We start from the raw sequence: 16,841 nt of genomic DNA on the forward strand, positions 1-16,841 counted from the left end.
ACCTGAAAAGCTAAAGCCAAAAAAATGTCAAACAGGCCAGGATACTACAAATAACGTCTATTTAAGCCTATAATTGTAGCCCATTAACTATGTTTAACGACATTCAAGTCTGTGTTTTATGAGAAATATGATGGTGGCCAGCACTTCTACTTTACATGGTAGTGAATATCTGGCCTATTTAAAAGATCAACTCCTTCAGGAGTTGCGCCAGCTACATTGTGAGGAGGTATTGTTTATTCCATTTGCTCGTCCAGGAGGTATTTCTCATGATAATTACACTGAAAAAGTTAAGAATATTTTGGAACCTAGCGGTATCAAGGTTACAGGTATCCACGAATATTACGACCCCATAGCGGCACTGGAAAAAACGCCAGCTATCTTTACTGGTGGTGGAAATACTTTTGTCTTAGTAGAACAGTTGTATCAACTTGATTTAATGTCAACCTTAAGAAAGCGAATGTATGAAGGGGTCTTTTATTTAGGCACCAGTGCTGGCAGTAATATCTGTGGGCTCAATATGCGCACAACTAATGATATGCCTATCGTTATGCCGCCCAGCTTTAAGACTACAGGGGCCTTGGGTTATAATATCAATGCTCATTACCTCGATCCCATCCCAGGTTCAACACATATGGGTGAAACAAGGGAACAGCGCATCGCTGAGTTTCACTGCTACAATAGAATTCCTGTCGTTGGCTTGCGGGAAGGAAGTTATATTCGAGTGCAAGGTGATACTGAAATATTGATTGGGCCTCACCAAGCCCGTGTTTTTAGAGCTGGTCAACCCGCAATTGAGGTGCTTCCCGGTTATGATTTTGCCCAACTCAGCAAATCAACTTAAATTTAAGTCCGCTGATCTTAATTTCAAGGCCTTTAAAAATTAATCTTTTTGAACTATGCTTCCCATACAACACAGTGAAAACGATTCTAGAGGTATTTTTTATATCAAGCAGGATCATCAAACCATTGCAGAGCTAACATATTCCATCAATGATGACGTCATGGTCATTGATCATACTGAGGTCCAGCCTTCGCAGGAAGGTAAAGGACTAGGTAGCAGATTGGTTAAAAGGATTTATGAATTTGCCAATGAGAATAAAAGGAAGATCAATCCTTTGTGTCCATTTGCCGAAGTGGTATTTGATCGTCACTCAGAATGGAATCACCTCAGGGTATGAATCTGAGATTGGAATCCAAGCGCTTGTTGTTGCGGCCTTTTCAACCTGAGGACGCGCCATATTTATTGGAATTAAACAATGACGAGGAGGTCATGCGCTATACTGGGGATAAGCCTTTCAAAGATCTAAAAGAAGCCCTCGAGTTTATTGAAAAATATGGCCATACTTCGGAGAGTCCAAATGGTAAATACGGAATTGGTCGTCTAGGCGTTGTTCATAAAGAAACCCTGGAATTTTTAGGTTGGGCTGGTTTAAATTGGCAAGAAGAAGAGCAGGAAATCGATATTGGGTATAGATTTTTTAGGCGTCATTGGGGTAAGGGATTTGCCACTGAAGCTGGCCAATGCATTTTTGATCATGCTTTTTCGGATCAGGCTTTATCTAGCATTATTGCTTATGTTCATGAACTCAACCTAGGGTCACAAAAAGTGGTTGAAAAATTAGGCATGCATTTGACCCATAGGTTTCTATGGGAAAACAGAGAGCCTGCAAGATATTATAGGATTACAAAATAAACGAATGGAGATCAGACCTATCACTGCCCGGGAAACCTTTCCTGTGAGACATCCAGTATTGAGAAAGGGACGCCCCATGGAGGAATGCCGATTTAGCGGCGATGACTTGGGTACTACCTTTCATCTCGGTGCTTTTGATCAAGATCAACTGGTAGGCGTTGCCACTTTTTTGATGAATAAGGATATTCATATTCCAGAGATTGCAGAACTTAAGATCCACCAATGTTATCAATTACGCGGGATGGCCGTTTTAGAGCAATATCAAGGCAAGAACATTGGGAAGCGACTGCTGAAGAAAGCCCTGGAAGAGTTAAAAGACAAACAGATCAAAGTACTGTGGTTCAACGCTCGTGCAGGAGCTGTAAGTTTCTATGAAGCTCAAGGTTATCAAATTACCGGAGAGATCTTTGAGGTTCCAGGAATAGGACCGCACCTTAAAATGTTCAAGAAATTATGAAATACTTCTTCATTGTGATCTTCATGATAACTACAGGCTTGCAAGCCCAGGAAATATCGACCCTTACTGGTCAATCTTCCAATCCTGAAAATTTGCTTGAACCTAAGGCACAGAAAGCTTTTGAACAGATGAAAGCAGCAGCTTTAAAAGATGGAATTAAGATCCAAATTGTGTCTGGTTATCGCAGCTTTGACCGTCAAGCTGCCATCTGGAAGCGTAAATATAAAAAATACGAATCCCAAGGATTGGGTCCAGATTCCATTTTCGATAAAATCGTGGAATATAGCACGGTTCCAGGTACCTCCAGGCATCATTGGGGAACAGATATCGATATCATAGATGCTGGAGCCGATTATAATGGTGATGTTTTGGTACCATCAAAGTTTCATGGGACTGGACCTTTTTGCCGACTGAAGGAATGGATGGAACTGAATGGATCGACCTATGGTTTTGAACTGGTATACACCTTGAATGAACAACGCACAGGTTTCAAATATGAGCCCTGGCACTATAGCTTTGCACCGCTTTCGCGAAAGCGATACCAACAATACCTTCAACATATCGACCTGGCCAATTTTCTAAGACAACAGAAGATCACCGGAATGGATCAAATCAGTGATCATCGTTTAAAGCGGTATTGGGAGGAACATATCCAGGGAATAAATCCGGAATTAAAGCACTGATTTGCTTAAATTAGTCTTTTGTAAAACCAAACCATGAAACGCGGAGCAGGAAAAATTAGATTATTTATCGGACTCGCTATTGTACTGTTTGCCGTCGTCAAATATTGCTCTAGCGCATCTACCAATGAGCATACTGGCGAGACACAATACATAGATTTGACAGTCCAAGAGGAAATCGCTTTGGGGCTTCAGGCGGCTCCCAGCATGATCGAACAACATGGAGGGCTTTATTCCAATCAAGAATATCAGGATCTGGTTGATGAGGTGGGAATGAAATTGGTCAATAGCAGTATCGCCAGAGAAACTGAATACAAGTTTGAATTTCACCTGCTTGCCGATGAACGTACTATCAATGCTTTTGCCTTGCCAGGAGGCCAATGCTTTATTACCATGGCCTTGTTTTCACAATTAGAAAATGTTGATCAGCTAGCAGGAGTCTTGGGACATGAAATCGGTCACGTCATTGCCAAACACAGCGCAGCACGTATCAGTCAGCAAAGTCTTTCTAACGGTGTCGTAACCGGAGTAAGTGTAGGTGTAGAAGGAGCAGGTCAGGCCGCGGCAGCCGTGACCCAAATGATCAACATGAAATACGGGAGAGATGATGAGTTGCAAAGTGATGACCTGGGAGTTAAAATGATGCTGGATGCTGGGTACGAGCCTGAAGCGCTGATTGGTGTTATGCAGATCCTTAAATCTGCGGCTGGTCCTAATCGCACACCCGAATTCCAGAGTACCCACCCTGATCCGGATAATCGCATCGAACGCATCAAGGAATCTATTCAAAAATATCGTGGCTAGATTATTGTAAATATTGTAGCTTATAACGCCCCATTTTTAATTTATGAACAAAAAAATAATTCTTTTGCTCATCCTATTCGGTATGGTAGGTCAGGTGGAAGCACAATTACTCAGAGACCGTCAGCAATTTGATCGGCAGGACAGTCTGCGCGGATCCATAACACCAGAACGCGCTTGGTGGGATCTTAAATACTATGATCTTGATGTCCAAGTTTGGCCTGAAAAGAAATACATTAAAGGTAGCAACACCATTTCTTATACCGTAATCAAGCCTTATAACACCATGCAAATTGACCTGCAGGCACCCATGGAAATGACCAAGGTGGTTCAAAACGGCAATGAACTCCAGTACCGTCGCGAGGGAAATGTTTATTTCATTGAAATGGCAAATCCTCAACCTCAAGGAGCAGAAATGGAGTTGACTATAGATTTCCAAGGACATCCACGAGAGGCCAAAAATGCGCCTTGGGATGGTGGTTTTTCATGGAAAAAAGATAGTCAGGGGAACCATTTTATTGCCACCTCCAATCAAGGGTTGGGAGCAAGTGTTTGGTGGCCCTGTAAAGATCATATGTATCAGGAACCTGAAGGAATGCGCATTGGTGTCAGGGTGCCTTCAGACTTGATGAATGTGTCCAACGGTCGGTTAGTAGATACCCAAGAACACAAGGACGACACCACCACTTATGTTTGGGAAGTCAAGAACCCTATTAACAATTACGGTGTCAACATCAATATTGGGAATTATGCCCATTTCTCTGAAGTTTATCCGGGAGAGGCAGGAGACCTTGATATGGATTATTACGTGTTGGAGCATCATCTGGAAAAAGCTAAAAAACACTTTACCGATGCAGGTAGAATGATGAAAGCATTTGAACATTGGTTTGGGCCATATCCTTTTTATGAGGATAGCTTTAAATTAGTGGAAGTACCCTATTTAGGGATGGAGCATCAGAGCTCGGTGACTTACGGAAATAAATTCCGGAAGGGCTATTTGGGAATGGATCTATCAGACACTGGTTGGGGGCTGAAATTTGATTTTATTATTATCCATGAAGCAGGCCATGAATGGTTTGCCAATAGCATTACCAATCAAGATATCGCCGATATGTGGATCCATGAAAGCTTCACCGCTTATGCTGAAAATTTATTCTTGGATTATTATTATGGTCAAGAAGCCAGCGCGGCCTATGTAATTGGGACCCGCACTAATATTGAAAATGACAGACCTATCATTGGTCTTTACGATGTCAACCATGAGGGCAGTGGAGATATGTACTATAAGGGTGCCAACATGATTCACATGATCAGACAACTCGTAAATGACGATGACAAATGGCGTCGAATATTAAGAGAGATGAACCTAAAGTTCCGTCATCAGATTGTGACAACCCAAGAAATTGAAGGCTTTTTATCTGAGGCTACGGGTATGGAACTGGATGCCTTTTTTGATCAATATTTACGCGATGTACGCATTCCTGTTTTGGAATATCATTTGAAGGGTGGAATATTGCAATATCGATGGAACAATGTGGTAGATGGATTCAAAATGCCGGTTGAATTAATAGGGGTGGGCGAGTCACACTGGATTTATCCGACTACTGAAACCCAATCGATTAAACTAACAAAGAGCCTTGTTGAAGTCAAAGTGGATCCGGATTATTACGTGACAACCAGTAAATCAACCGAAAAACTCTAGTGATTACATATGCAATATGCCAACCTTCCCCAGCGAGTGAAAGCGCTGGTAGTCGATCAGATCATTCTGATCGCTTTGCTTTATATGACCTCAGAATTTTTAAGTACAATGGAGGATGTGCCTGATTATGTAAGATTGGGGCTGTTTATATCCTATTTTCTGCTATACGAACCGATTTTTCTCAGCCTATTTAAAGGGACGGTAGGTCATATGTTCATCAACATCAAAGTGACCCGACAAAATGATGACCAGCAGGCCATTCCATTGCACAAAGCGGCGATTCGTACGCTGTTAAAATTGTTGTTGGGTTGGGTTTCACTGCTTACGATCAGTGGTAGTGATCGCAAACAAGCCATTCACGACAGTGTTGCAGGTTCTGTGGTGCTGGAAGGATAAACTAGTACTTTCAAGGCACCTTCCAACTTGGGGTGCTCAAACTTGAAGCCATCCTTCAACAAGCGCTCGGGATATACATTCCGACTTTTTAAAACCAGCTCGGACTCTGTACGCATTAAGACACACCCCAATTCTATCAGCCATTTAGGTTGGGGAATTCCTATTCCGATACCCATTTGACTTCTTAGGGCTTGCATAAATTCTTTATTTGTCACAGGTTCAAGCGCAGTCAGATTAACTGGACCTTCAAGCGTGCCGCTTATCAAATGGTCTACTCCCTTACAAAAATCTACCAGGTGTATCCAACTGAGCATTTGTCTTCCGTTACCTTGTTGACCGCCCAGTCCACATCGCACTATACTTTTTAATTTAGGGAAGGCTCCTCCTGTATTCCCCAACACGATGGAAGTGCGCAGCGCAACTTTTCGCGTTTCTTTCCAGGACTTGGAAAAGAATTCGTTCTCCCAACTTTTGGCCACATTCATGGAGAAGTCATCGCCTATGATTCCATTGGACTCCGTGTTCAATCGAGTTTCAGAATGAATATATATGGTGGCTGTACTTGAATTAATAAAACATCCAGGTTTTTTGGTTGCCTGATCCATTGCAAGATTGAGCACTTTAGTACTTAGAATCCGGGAATCCAAAATTGCTTTCCTATTATTGGATGAATAGCGACAGTCTACTGATTTTCCTGAAAGATTGATCAGTGCTTCAGCACCTTCAAGCTGTTGGACCCACGGCCCTATGTTTTTTCCGTCCCAATGTACATGTAGGATGTCGTTGTTAGGTGAGGATGTTGATGGTTTTCGCTTTCGCGAAAGCATAATTATCCTGTATCCCTTCTTATTAAAATATTTGCTTAAGGCGGTTCCCAAGAAACCGGAACCGCCAGCTATAACAATTGTTTTCATCTTAGGCTTGGGGACGTTTTATGATCACTTCACGCTGGATTTGCTTTTTGTGCGAATTTTTACTGCGCTTTCTTCCTCGGAAAAAGAGTAGAAGATTAAAAAATAGCATGATTCCTAAATAGATGGAGAAACCACCTATCTTGCTGCTTAATATCTCGATGAGGTGTTGGTAGGTATTTTCAAAACGACCGCTAATTTCTAGGATCCACAGTCCAAACCCTAAATTAAGCAGATAAAATCCAACCTCAAAGAGTTTGTTGGTAGATTGGGCAATATCCTCCCTGCCATGAAAGATATCTAGCATGAATATCTTCCCGTTTTTAAAGAGCGTGCGTGAGACAAAAAAGGTCATGCATAGAATAACAGGTAAATAGATAAGGTAACCAATTAGAATTTTTGAAATTTCCATAATTTAAGATTTAAAAGATTGATAAGGTTTTAAAAACAACCGCAAAGCGGCGATGTTGACATAATGAAGCAATCCCAGCATTAAGATGATTTGAGATAAATGACGGGCAAGACTTTCGGCTGCTGTGCGCCAATCTTGTAATTGCTCCCATTCTGAAATGATATAAATAGCATAACCTAAGTTGACCAGATAATAGCCTACCAACAGCAACCTATTGATTTGATGATTGAGGTCTGGGGAAGCTGGTATCAAAGCATGTATAAAAACATGACCGTTCCGGTAGCACAGATGTCCCACGTATAGAATGACAGAGCATACCAAAAGAAAATAAAAGCTATAGGAAACCAGGTTGTACATAATTTTTGTTTTTAAACTTTCAATAAAAAATGAAAGTTTGTTACAAATAAAAAAGATCAGGACAATGCTTTGATCAATTTTTTCATATAGTTGTTATTGTTGATTTTAGTCATAAGGTTGGTTAGATTTTCCATTTGATGGACAAAGTCTGCCAGATCTTTTAGCAACTCTTGAAAATGTTTAATTTCTTCCGGGTTACCTTTAAATTGAGTGCTGATCAATTGCTGAAGTAATCTACGTACCGGTTCCAGTTCCCTGCGTTTTCTTTCCTCCATGATGTGCTGCGCGATGGAGTGTACGTCATGATCGGCCACAAAAAATTCTTTACGCTCACCTAGAATGGTTTCCTTCCTGACCAATTTCCAGTTGATGAGTTCACGCAAGTTGGTATTGACATTCCCTCTACTCAGCTGTATTCTTTCCATGATTTCATCGGTGCTCAATCCTTCTGGTGTACTGAGCAACAAGGCGTGGATCTGTGCCATACTCTTGTTGATTCCCCATGAACTTCCCAGAGATCCCCATGCCTGAATAAACTTATGTCGTCCTTCTTCCAATTGCATGGGACAAATGTATGAAATATTATTAAACTTTCAGAAATTATTGAAAATTAATTTTAATCAATCCTTCAATTGCTTTGAAGTGCCTATTTAAATAGCTGGTTGATAAGGGATAAACAGATTTAATCTATCCAATCAATTCCTGCAATTGATCAAAATCCAGTCCACCATAATTACCACTGCTCATCAATAACAACGCAGTTTGGTTCAGTTCCTGTTGAAATAACCAAGATTTAAAGTTGGCCGGATCGGTCATCACAATAAGGTCATCCCGATCAAAGGCTTGCATGATTTGTTCTGGGGAAACTGGTGCCAATTGTTTGATGGCCACTGCATCGGGGCTGTAAAAAACTACGGCTAGTTCGGCCGCATCTAAAGCATGCGCATACTCCTTCAAAAATTCAGGATTAAGACTTGAATAGGTATGTAATTCCAGACAGGCAATCAACTTACGTTCGGCATATTGATGCGCTACTGCCGCTGTGGTAGCCGCTACTTTACTGGGAGAATGGGCAAAATCCTTGTAGATCACACTGGACGCTGACTCTGCTATTTTTTCCAGACGTTTAGAAGCTCCTTTGAAGCTGGCAATGGCTTCATAGAAATCGTCTTCGTCAACGCCCATGTGTTGGCAGATCCATTTGGCTCCAGCCAGATTGCTCAAGTTGTGATTTCCAAAAATTTCGATAGGCATATCTCCTTCTGGGGTGTCCAGATAAGTGGTGCCATCAATGATTTGGTGTTCTGGTGTTGTGTAGGCATGTTTTCTGGTGGGTTGAGTAGCATTCTCTGCAATTTCCCTGACGGCGGGATCCTCTTCATTATAGACCAAAATACTACCATCTCTCATCAACGCTACAAATTGCTCGAATTGGCTGAGGTAATTTTGGTAAGTAGGAAATACATTGATATGATCCCAGGCTATACCAGATATCAATGCAATGTTGGGTTCGTATAGGTGAAACTTAGGTCGTCGGTCAATCGGACTGGACAAATATTCATCTCCTTCCAACACTATGAATTCGTTTTCATCAGTGAGGTGGACCATGGTATCAAAGCCTTCCAATTGCGCACCCACCATATAATCCACGTTTTTGTCGTGGTAATGCATGACATGCAATATCATAGAAGTAATGGTGGTCTTTCCGTGGGATCCACCTATGACCACTCTAGTTTTATCTTTGGCTTGTTCGTAAAGATATTCTGGGTAAGAATAAATTTTAAGCCCCAATTCCTGTGCGCGGAGCAACTCCGGATTATCTTTTTTGGCATGCATGCCTAGGATAACCGCGTCCAGATCAGTCGTGATCTTGTCGGGAAACCAGCCAAAGGCCTCTGGCAGTAATCCGCAATTGTCCAATCTGGTTTTGCTGGGTTCAAAGATGGTATCGTCGCTACCAGTGACCTTGTAGCCTTTGGCATGTAAGGCCAGAGCCAGATTGTGCATGGCACTACCACCGATGGCAATAAAATGTACGCGCATGACATGAATTTTTAGCGGTTGTGGTAAAACTAAGGAATATTGGGGTCAATCACCTACTGCCAACTCGCTTTCCAGTTGCTCTATCTCTTTTTTTAAAGAAGCTTCTCCATGCGTTTTCGCAGCCTCTCTTAGTACGTCTAGCGCCATTGACTTCTGGTCCAGCTTATCGGCATAAACTGCAGCAAGCCTACGGTAAGTGAGCAATGAGCCACCTGTCTCTACTGCCTTGGTGTACGAATTGATCGCCGCCTCGTAATCCTCTTCATACTCATCTATGAAGCCATGGGCCAAATGTCCATCCACTGGAGATATTTTTAAAAGGTCGTCAGCATAAGATCTACTTTTACTGATCGACCCGCCTACGATTCCAGGTAATTCACAGTAGAGTTGGGATAGCGCATGTCTGGATTCTATATGGTTAGGATCCAATTTTGCTGCCTTTTTTAAATAATATTTGATATCGTCCAACATGCCTAGGGCTTTAAATTTTGAAGCTCCCTTGGCATACAGACCCATAGAACCTCCATATTTAAAGTTGTAGTGGGCATCATTGGGTTTTTCTTCTACCAGGACTTTGTAATACGACATGGCGGTTTTGAAATCTTTTCTGTGACCAGCAATATCTCCTATGCGTTCGATCACATCCAAATTATTCTTGTCTTGCTCGTACAATTTTTCAAAGGCTACCAGTGCCTTCTCGTATTGTTTGTTGCGATATAATTTCTCCGCTTTCGCGAAAGCGGACTGACCGTAAGCAGTAAAGCCCACAAAAAATAGCATTCCTAAAAAGACATATCTCATGCTGTAAAAATATCAAAAAGCAAACCAAAATCACACTGGCTCATCGAAATGCAGCTTTTACTCATTATGACCTCTAGGATTGAAGCTAAGCTTGTACCTTTATTGAAAATGCTTGTCTTATGAAATTATCGGTGTGGATTTTAATGCTATGGGGTTGCTTGTGCACCGCCCAGGATTACTATCAAGAGCAATGGCAAAAGGTAGAACAACTGGAAGTTGAAAATAAAATTGAAGAAGCTCAATCCTTGGTGGAGAACCTGACCAAACGTGCTAGAAGAAAGAAAGATCATGATCAACTGGTGAAGAGCTTTCTGTTTAAAGCCAAATTTGACATGGTCAAAACCGAAGACGCCCAGCAAAAAATTCTGAGCGAACTCCAACAACTGATTGATCAATCAAAGTTTCCGCAAAGGAATATTTACCATAATATCTATGCACAGCTATTGAGCCAGTATGTGATGCAAAATCGCTGGCAGATCCAAAACCGTACGGCTGGCGCTACCAACGCATTATCGGATTTTAAGACTTGGGATGTCTCTACTTTTTATGCTGAAATTGATCAGCATTTTCAGGCTTCTTTGGAAAGCAAAAAAGACTTAAGTAAAATACCAGTCACTGACTATGAAGCTATTCTTTCCCTAAATCCAACCGGTCGGTCCTTAAGGCCTAGTTTGCTGGATTTATTGAGTCATCAGGCCCTGGAATTCTATAAAGCTGACTTTATGAACTTGACCCGTCCTAAAGCGTCTTATACCATCACAGAAGCCAATGCTTTTCTACCTACTGACCAACTCCTGCAGACCAAACGACCAGTAGGAGACAGTATTTATTCCAAATATGATGTGCTGCAACTCTTTGCAGGTCTCGAGCACTGGCACAAGCAAAAAGGTAATGACGCACCTTACGTGGCGATCGTATTGAATCGGCTCGCCTATGAGTTGCAATTTCTGGATTCACAAAAGTCTCAACCCAGATTTGTTAAATTTCACGAGCGATTGCAAAAAGAATATGCCAGCAAGTCAGAACGCGCCATGGTTGATGCCCAACTCGCCAGATACTATTATGATCAAAGTTCGTCAGTAGAAAAGGAAAAGCGTGATGAGCTGCGATCTAAGGCGATCAACCTGGCCAAACTGGCGGTTGAAGATTATATGGATTCTTTTGGCGGACTTCAAGCAGCTGCATTGCTATCCGAAATCTATACCCCTCAATTGGGCGTGCAATCCCAAAGTCGCATCCTGCCTAATCGGCCTCATTTGGGCGTGGTGAATTATTCTAATGTCGATCAGGCTACATTATATTACATCAAAGTAGAACATGATTTTTCTCAGCGTCAAGGTTACCGAGACTCTATTTATCGCAGCGAACTCCGCAGTGCTCAACGAGGTGATCGCATTCAATTCACTAAGAAAGTGGATCTTCCAAGCGCCGATGATACTTTTGCTCATAGTTATGAATTTGAAGCTCCTCCACTACAAGCTGGCACCTACTTGCTACTTGTCACCCATCCAGGCAAAGAAGAATTACAAATCGCAGGCGCCATAATTCAAGTCAGTAGCTTATCGATTTTCAAAAATAATAAGGGCAAAAGATCAGAAATTCGCGTCCTGGATCGGGAGTCCGGGAAACCCCTGAAAGATGTATCGCTACTGCTATCCAGACAAGATGGTAAAGGGAGTCGGAGGGCGACTACTGACCAAAATGGTTTGGCAAGTATCAGCCCTTTCAACGATCGCTACCAACGTATCATGGCTTTCAAATCAGGGGATACTATTTCAGAAAGCTTTTACCACTACGATTACCGCAATACGCGTCAGAGAGAGCAAACCCAGGTACGTACATTTATGTATTTGGATCGTGCGATTTACAGGCCCGGACAGACCGTTTATTTCAAAGGAATTGTGCTTTCGCATTACCAAGAGCAAACCAATATTGTAACAGACCAAAGCTTTAAGATCAGTGTGACCGATGTCAATGGTTCAGAAGTTTTTACCCAAGAAATGACGACCAATGATTTTGGTAGCTACCACGGTGAGTTTAACCTGCCAGAAGAAAGTCTAACTGGACAATTTCGGATTGAGGCGGTACCCGTAAATAGCAATGCATTAAAAAGTGGATTGAAATACTTTGAGGGAATGTCCAGTAGAGTAACCTCTTTTCAGGTCGAAGAATATAAGCGACCCAGGTTTGAAGTGGACTTTGAGCAAATGAAAACATCTTATGCGATTAATGATAGTGTTCAGGTTACCGCTTTCGCGAAAGCCTATTTGGGGTCCAATATCACCGGTGCTGATGTTCATTATAAAGTGACTCGTCAAGCCTTTGTGCCGTGGTGGAAATATTCTGGCTACTATCCGTCTGACGAGCAAGTCATCATCGATAGCGACGAGCTGGAAGCCGAATTCACTACCGATGACAAAGGAAAAGTGATCTTATCCTTTCTGGCCTCACCCGATCAGGAATTGGTGCAAAAAGATATTCATCCCATTTATACCTACACGATCCAAACGAGTATTACTGACGTCAATGGAGAAACACGTACTGGGACTAAGAGTTTGCGCATAGGTCGTCAGCCTATCGAATTACTGATCAATGCTCCGGGCGTTTTGGGTCCAGACAACAATGAGTTAAGTGTTTATGCCCAGAATCTCAATGGAGAGCCCATCAAGGCCATCATTGAAGTTCAAATCCGTAGACCACGCCAACCTGATCATGTGGTTGTTCCTTCACAACTACCCTCAGCCGAGTTTCACGAATTGGATGAAGCTGCTTATGAACTAAAGTTTCCTTATGGTCCTCCCAGATACGCACAGGAACAGGACCAATGGAAACAGGCGCCCATACTTTTTAAAAAACGCATCACCACAGATTCATTGATGACCATTCAATTGCCTATTACCCAGGAATGGAAAAATGGAGAATATGTCATTTATGCCAAAGCCATTGAGGCGGATCAAGGAAAAGATCTAGATCAGGTAGAAGAGGTTGTGGAGCAGATCGAGCAAAAACCTTTATGGGCAAATCCATCCTTGCCGCCAGTTCCCAGCTTGATATCTCATCAGATGGAAATAAAGGATGGGATTGCCAATGTGGATTTCTTTACGAGTATGGATGGTGTGTATGTGCACCTGGTGACTTATGATGAACAGGAATTGGTAGAGGATTATACTTTTTTCATCACTCAAGGCAAGACATCAAAAAGCTTTGATCTGACCAAACATGAAAATGGCACCCTCAATTTTTGGTATGCTGCCCAACGGGAAAACCATTATGAAACAGGTAGATTGATGGCTCGATTGCCTCAAAAGGTCAAAGATCCGTATCAAATTACCACACAGAGCTTTAGAAACAAACTCTATCCCGGTGTGAACGAAGAGTGGTCTTTTACCCTGAAAAATGAGGCTGGTAAAGCGATGGAAGCCGAGGTACTGGCCAGTATGTACGATCAGAGTTTGGACGAATTTGCCATAAGTCGATGGAGTGATTTTTCTTTTTATAGCAACAGGCAGCGTTACAACCCGTCTTTTTTTGAGCAAATGACGGCCAAAACTTCTAACAATGCCTATGTTCAATTAGATTATGATCGTAAAAACACACCCCAGCTACTGTTCGACCGCTGGAATTTTTACGGGTTGACCTTTCAAAATTTTAATTGGGAATACAGAAGGTATAAGAATAGACTTGCCGCCAAACTTCAACCGCCCAAAGCTGTTCCGGGTAAAATTGTAGGAAAAGTGATGGATATCAATGGTGAACCTTTATATGGGGTAACAGTAGTAGTTAAAGGCACCACCGTAGGAAGTACCACGGATTTTGATGGTCATTTTGCCATTGAAGCAGATACAGGAGATACGCTGGTGGTGAATTACATCGGTTTCCAAACCCAGCAGATCAAAGTCAGGAAAGACAGGGTAATCACCATTGTTTTGGAAGACAATGTTAGCCAATTGGATGCAGTTGTGGTGTCGGGTTATCGAATGAAGTCTAGTAAAAGGTCCAGTGTTTCCTCAGCTGTAGTCGTTAATGAAGAAGTCGTTGAGATGGATATGATGTTAGATGATAAGGACGGTAGTCCAGCAGATACTCCTATGGATTCCATCGGAGACTTAAATCAGACAGGCTCAAATACTGAGGCTCAAAATACTAAATCAGTAGATTTTTCCAACGTACAAGTCCGCAAGGACTTAAAAGAAACAGCCTTTTTTCTTCCTCAATTAATGACAGATAATCAGGGTAACTTGAAGTTTTCTTTCCGCTCGCCAGAGATGTTGACCCAATGGAAATTCAGATTGTTTGCCCATAACAAGCAAGCAGAGACTGCCCGATTCACCCAGGAGGTCATCACCCAAAAAGAATTGAGTCTGGTTCCCAATGCACCCAGATTCCTCAGGGAGAAGGATACCATTAGATTTTCCACCAAAATCGCTAATCTCAGCGATGGCCCTATGCAAGGTACAGCCCGACTTCAGCTCTTTGATGCGTTGAGCATGCAGCCTATAGATAAGGCTCTACAAAATCGGCAGCCAGATAAAAGTTTTCAAATTGATCAGGGTGGCAATACATCGGTGAACTGGGAATTTATTGTTCCCGTTGGTACCCAGGCGGTAACGTATAGGGTGCTTGCACAGGCGGGTGACTTTTCTGATGGGGAGGAAAATCTGCTGCCCGTTATAACCAATAGGATGCTGGTCACTGAATCCAGAGCATTTTGGGTGAGGGCAGGGGAAAAACAAAGCCTCACCATGGATGGGCTACTCGAGAATACTTCCAGCAGTCTGGACAATCACCAAATGGTTTTTGAATATACCTCAAACCCGAATTGGTATGCCATCAAATCTCTTCCCTACCTGATGGAATATGAGCATGAATGTGCAGAACAGACCTTTTCTCGCTATTATGCCAACGCAGTTGCTGCACACATTTTGAATAGTCATCCCAAGGTCAAGGCTGTCTTTGATAGTTGGTCTGCCTCAGGTCAGGATGCGAGTCTGCTGGAGCGCAATCAGGAATTGAAAAGCGTTGTTATTGCCCACACGCCCTGGCTGCGGGATGCGCAATCTGAAACAGAGCAGCAACAGCGCCTGGCAACACTCTTTGACCTGAACCGGACGGCCAAGGCAAAACGTAAAACACTGGCCAAGCTAGAGGCATTACAATTGGGCAATGGTGGCTTTCCCTGGTTCAAAGGCGGTAGGATAAATGAATATATCACCAGACATATTGCGGCTGGAATGGGGCATTTGAACAGACTCGATATCAATGATGGTCATCGACCGCAGACCGATCGTATTTATCGCAACGCTATTCAGGCCGTGGATGCCGAATGGAAGCGTCGTCTCCAATTGTACCTTAAAGATCACAAGAACCTGGAAGATTATTCTTTTGGTGTGGGCTATTGGCATTATCAATATGCCCGAAGTTTTGATAGTCCATCTTCTCGAGAAGATAAGTTGTTACGAGAAGCAAAAAATATCGCTTTCGCGAAAGCGGAAACCAATTTCTCTAGTGCCAGCCTCTATCAGCAATTATTAATGGCTATCGTTTTGCATCGTGAAAACAAAACCAAACTTGCTGCTAAAATTATGGAAGGTCTCCGGCAAACTGCCGTAAGCACCAAAGAAAGCGGGATGTACTGGAAGTCCAATACCAACTCGTGGAATTGGTATGAAAGTAATATTGAAACACATGCACTGGCGGTAGAGGCATTTGCTGAAATTATACAGGATGATCAAATCATTGAAGAACTACAGGTGTGGTTGCTTAAAAACAAGAGGACCAATCGCTGGAAGTCAACTAAGGCGACCGCTGATGCCACTTATGCCTTGTTGCTGCACGACAAGTCTTGGTTGGATACACAGGAAAAAACAAGATTTGAATGGGCTGGAAAACCCTTACCACAACAAAAAATGCAGGAAGTGCAAAAAGAAGCTGGGTCTGGATATTTCAAAATTAAGCTGGACGCCGATGAAATCACCAAAGCCCACGCCACAATGGAGGTTACCAATCGTTCAGAGACAACAGGATACGGCGGTCTGTATTGGCAATATTTTGAGGACATGGATAAGATCTTACGCGACGATGAGAATGGTCCCTTGTCGGTCAAAAAGTCCTTGTTTAAAAAAGTTAGCAATAATTCTGGTGACCGTTTGGAAGCGATTACACCATCTGAACCTTTAGCGATAGGCGATCTGGTAACCGTACGTATAGAGATCAGGTCCAACGCAGATATGAATTTTATACACCTCAAGGATATGCGGGCCAGTGGGTTTGAACCGGTGGATGTGATTTCTACCTATAAATGGCAAGATGGGCTAGGCTACTACCAAAGCACCAAAGATGTGGCTACACATTTTTTCTTTGATCGCTTGAATAAGGGAACCTACGTTTTTGAGTATGAATTAAGAGCCAACAATGCTGGTAATTTTTCCAATGGAATCACTAGTATCGAGAGCATGTATGCTCCCGAATTTTCCAGTCATAGCCAGGGACAACGTGTGGAAATTAAGGAGGTGAAGCCATAAATGACTGTGGCGAGATAGTTAGCTTAAGATTCTTTAACGCTTTACGGATTTACGCTTGAAGCTTATA

General features: G+C 42.4%; 15 protein-coding genes. 9 read left to right on the plus strand and 6 right to left on the minus strand.

Going from position 1 to position 16,841, the window contains the following annotated elements:
• The first annotated feature begins 118 nt into the window (after positions 1–118).
• Genes pepE through EGM47_RS04250 form a run of 8 tightly spaced genes read left to right on the plus strand, consistent with a single transcriptional unit; the run spans position 119 to position 5,729 of the window.
• Positions 119–841: a dipeptidase PepE gene (gene pepE / locus EGM47_RS04215; protein ID WP_124979489.1), complete on the plus strand. Its 723-nt coding sequence runs from the start codon at positions 119–121 to the stop codon at positions 839–841.
• Between the two features lie 55 nt (positions 842–896).
• Positions 897–1,178, plus strand: coding sequence for a GNAT family N-acetyltransferase (locus tag EGM47_RS04220; protein WP_124979490.1), 282 nt, complete (start codon positions 897–899; stop codon positions 1,176–1,178).
• On the plus strand, positions 1,175–1,693 hold the full coding sequence (locus tag EGM47_RS04225) for a GNAT family N-acetyltransferase (protein WP_124979491.1): 519 nt from the start codon (positions 1,175–1,177) through the stop codon (positions 1,691–1,693). The genes EGM47_RS04220 and EGM47_RS04225 overlap by 4 nt, the downstream gene beginning before the upstream one ends.
• 4 nt (positions 1,694–1,697) lie before the next feature.
• Complete coding sequence (locus EGM47_RS04230; protein ID WP_124979492.1) at positions 1,698–2,150, plus strand: GNAT family N-acetyltransferase; 453 nt, start codon at positions 1,698–1,700, stop codon at positions 2,148–2,150.
• Positions 2,147–2,833: a M15 family metallopeptidase gene (locus tag EGM47_RS04235; RefSeq protein ID WP_124979493.1), complete on the plus strand. Its 687-nt coding sequence runs from the start codon at positions 2,147–2,149 to the stop codon at positions 2,831–2,833. Before EGM47_RS04230 ends, EGM47_RS04235 begins: the two co-directional genes overlap by 4 nt.
• A 33-nt stretch (positions 2,834–2,866) precedes the next feature.
• Complete coding sequence (locus EGM47_RS04240; protein ID WP_124979494.1) at positions 2,867–3,634, plus strand: M48 family metalloprotease; 768 nt, start codon at positions 2,867–2,869, stop codon at positions 3,632–3,634.
• A gap of 43 nt (positions 3,635–3,677) precedes the next feature.
• Positions 3,678–5,333: a M1 family metallopeptidase gene (locus tag EGM47_RS04245; protein WP_124979495.1), complete on the plus strand. Its 1,656-nt coding sequence runs from the start codon at positions 3,678–3,680 to the stop codon at positions 5,331–5,333.
• A gap of 9 nt (positions 5,334–5,342) precedes the next feature.
• Positions 5,343–5,729: an RDD family protein gene (locus EGM47_RS04250; protein WP_124979496.1), complete on the plus strand. Its 387-nt coding sequence runs from the start codon at positions 5,343–5,345 to the stop codon at positions 5,727–5,729.
• On the opposite strand, the gene EGM47_RS04255 is transcribed toward EGM47_RS04250, so the two are convergent.
• From EGM47_RS04255 to EGM47_RS04280, 6 genes are all read right to left on the minus strand, one after another.
• Entirely contained in the window at positions 5,690–6,643 is a 954-nt protein-coding gene (locus EGM47_RS04255) for a TIGR01777 family oxidoreductase (RefSeq protein ID WP_124979497.1), read from the minus strand. The two genes, EGM47_RS04250 and EGM47_RS04255, sit on opposite strands and share 40 nt — an antisense overlap.
• 1 nt (position 6,644) lies before the next feature.
• Positions 6,645–7,052 (minus strand): hypothetical protein, encoded by a 408-nt coding sequence (locus EGM47_RS04260; protein WP_124979498.1) that lies wholly within the window; start codon positions 7,050–7,052, stop codon positions 6,645–6,647.
• 3 nt (positions 7,053–7,055) lie between these two features.
• On the minus strand, positions 7,056–7,409 hold the full coding sequence (locus tag EGM47_RS04265; protein ID WP_124979499.1) for a hypothetical protein: 354 nt from the start codon (positions 7,407–7,409) through the stop codon (positions 7,056–7,058).
• Positions 7,410–7,465: 56 nt separating this feature from the next.
• Complete coding sequence (locus tag EGM47_RS04270) at positions 7,466–7,972, minus strand: GbsR/MarR family transcriptional regulator (RefSeq protein ID WP_124979500.1); 507 nt, start codon at positions 7,970–7,972, stop codon at positions 7,466–7,468.
• Between the two features lie 124 nt (positions 7,973–8,096).
• Positions 8,097–9,452, minus strand: coding sequence for a UDP-N-acetylmuramate--L-alanine ligase (locus EGM47_RS04275; RefSeq protein WP_124979501.1), 1,356 nt, complete (start codon positions 9,450–9,452; stop codon positions 8,097–8,099).
• Between the two features lie 45 nt (positions 9,453–9,497).
• Positions 9,498–10,253 carry a tetratricopeptide repeat protein gene (locus EGM47_RS04280; RefSeq protein WP_124979502.1) on the minus strand — a complete coding sequence of 252 codons (756 nt, stop codon included), beginning with the start codon at positions 10,251–10,253 and terminating at the stop codon, positions 9,498–9,500.
• A 119-nt stretch (positions 10,254–10,372) separates the two neighbouring features.
• On the opposite strand from EGM47_RS04280, the gene EGM47_RS04285 reads away from it, so the two are divergent.
• Entirely contained in the window at positions 10,373–16,774 is a 6,402-nt protein-coding gene (locus EGM47_RS04285) for an alpha-2-macroglobulin family protein (RefSeq protein ID WP_124979503.1), read from the plus strand.
• Positions 16,775–16,841 lie beyond the last annotated feature (67 nt).

This window comes from Nonlabens xiamenensis, assembly GCF_003865345.1.
In the GTDB taxonomy this organism is placed as follows: Bacteria; Bacteroidota; Bacteroidia; order Flavobacteriales; family Flavobacteriaceae; genus Nonlabens; species Nonlabens xiamenensis.

Bases quoted from the DNA above. Each gene is read 5' to 3' on its own strand.
- EGM47_RS04280 (WP_124979502.1), bottom strand. From the start codon at position 10,253: ATGAGATATGTCTTTTTAGGAATGCTATTTTTTGTGGGCTTTACTGCT.
- EGM47_RS04240 (WP_124979494.1), top strand. From the start codon at position 2,867: ATGAAACGCGGAGCAGGAAAAATTAGATTATTTATCGGACTCGCTATT.
- EGM47_RS04270 (WP_124979500.1), bottom strand. From the start codon at position 7,972: ATGCAATTGGAAGAAGGACGACATAAGTTTATTCAGGCATGGGGATCT.
- EGM47_RS04225 (WP_124979491.1), top strand. From the start codon at position 1,175: ATGAATCTGAGATTGGAATCCAAGCGCTTGTTGTTGCGGCCTTTTCAA.
- EGM47_RS04250 (WP_124979496.1), top strand. From the start codon at position 5,343: ATGCAATATGCCAACCTTCCCCAGCGAGTGAAAGCGCTGGTAGTCGAT.
- EGM47_RS04265 (WP_124979499.1), bottom strand. From the start codon at position 7,409: ATGTACAACCTGGTTTCCTATAGCTTTTATTTTCTTTTGGTATGCTCT.
- EGM47_RS04235 (WP_124979493.1), top strand. From the start codon at position 2,147: ATGAAATACTTCTTCATTGTGATCTTCATGATAACTACAGGCTTGCAA.
- EGM47_RS04245 (WP_124979495.1), top strand. From the start codon at position 3,678: ATGAACAAAAAAATAATTCTTTTGCTCATCCTATTCGGTATGGTAGGT.
- EGM47_RS04275 (WP_124979501.1), bottom strand. From the start codon at position 9,452: ATGCGCGTACATTTTATTGCCATCGGTGGTAGTGCCATGCACAATCTG.
- EGM47_RS04260 (WP_124979498.1), bottom strand. From the start codon at position 7,052: ATGGAAATTTCAAAAATTCTAATTGGTTACCTTATCTATTTACCTGTT.
- EGM47_RS04230 (WP_124979492.1), top strand. From the start codon at position 1,698: ATGGAGATCAGACCTATCACTGCCCGGGAAACCTTTCCTGTGAGACAT.
- pepE (WP_124979489.1), top strand. From the start codon at position 119: ATGAGAAATATGATGGTGGCCAGCACTTCTACTTTACATGGTAGTGAA.
- EGM47_RS04285 (WP_124979503.1), top strand. From the start codon at position 10,373: ATGAAATTATCGGTGTGGATTTTAATGCTATGGGGTTGCTTGTGCACC.
- EGM47_RS04255 (WP_124979497.1), bottom strand. From the start codon at position 6,643: ATGAAAACAATTGTTATAGCTGGCGGTTCCGGTTTCTTGGGAACCGCC.
- EGM47_RS04220 (WP_124979490.1), top strand. From the start codon at position 897: ATGCTTCCCATACAACACAGTGAAAACGATTCTAGAGGTATTTTTTAT.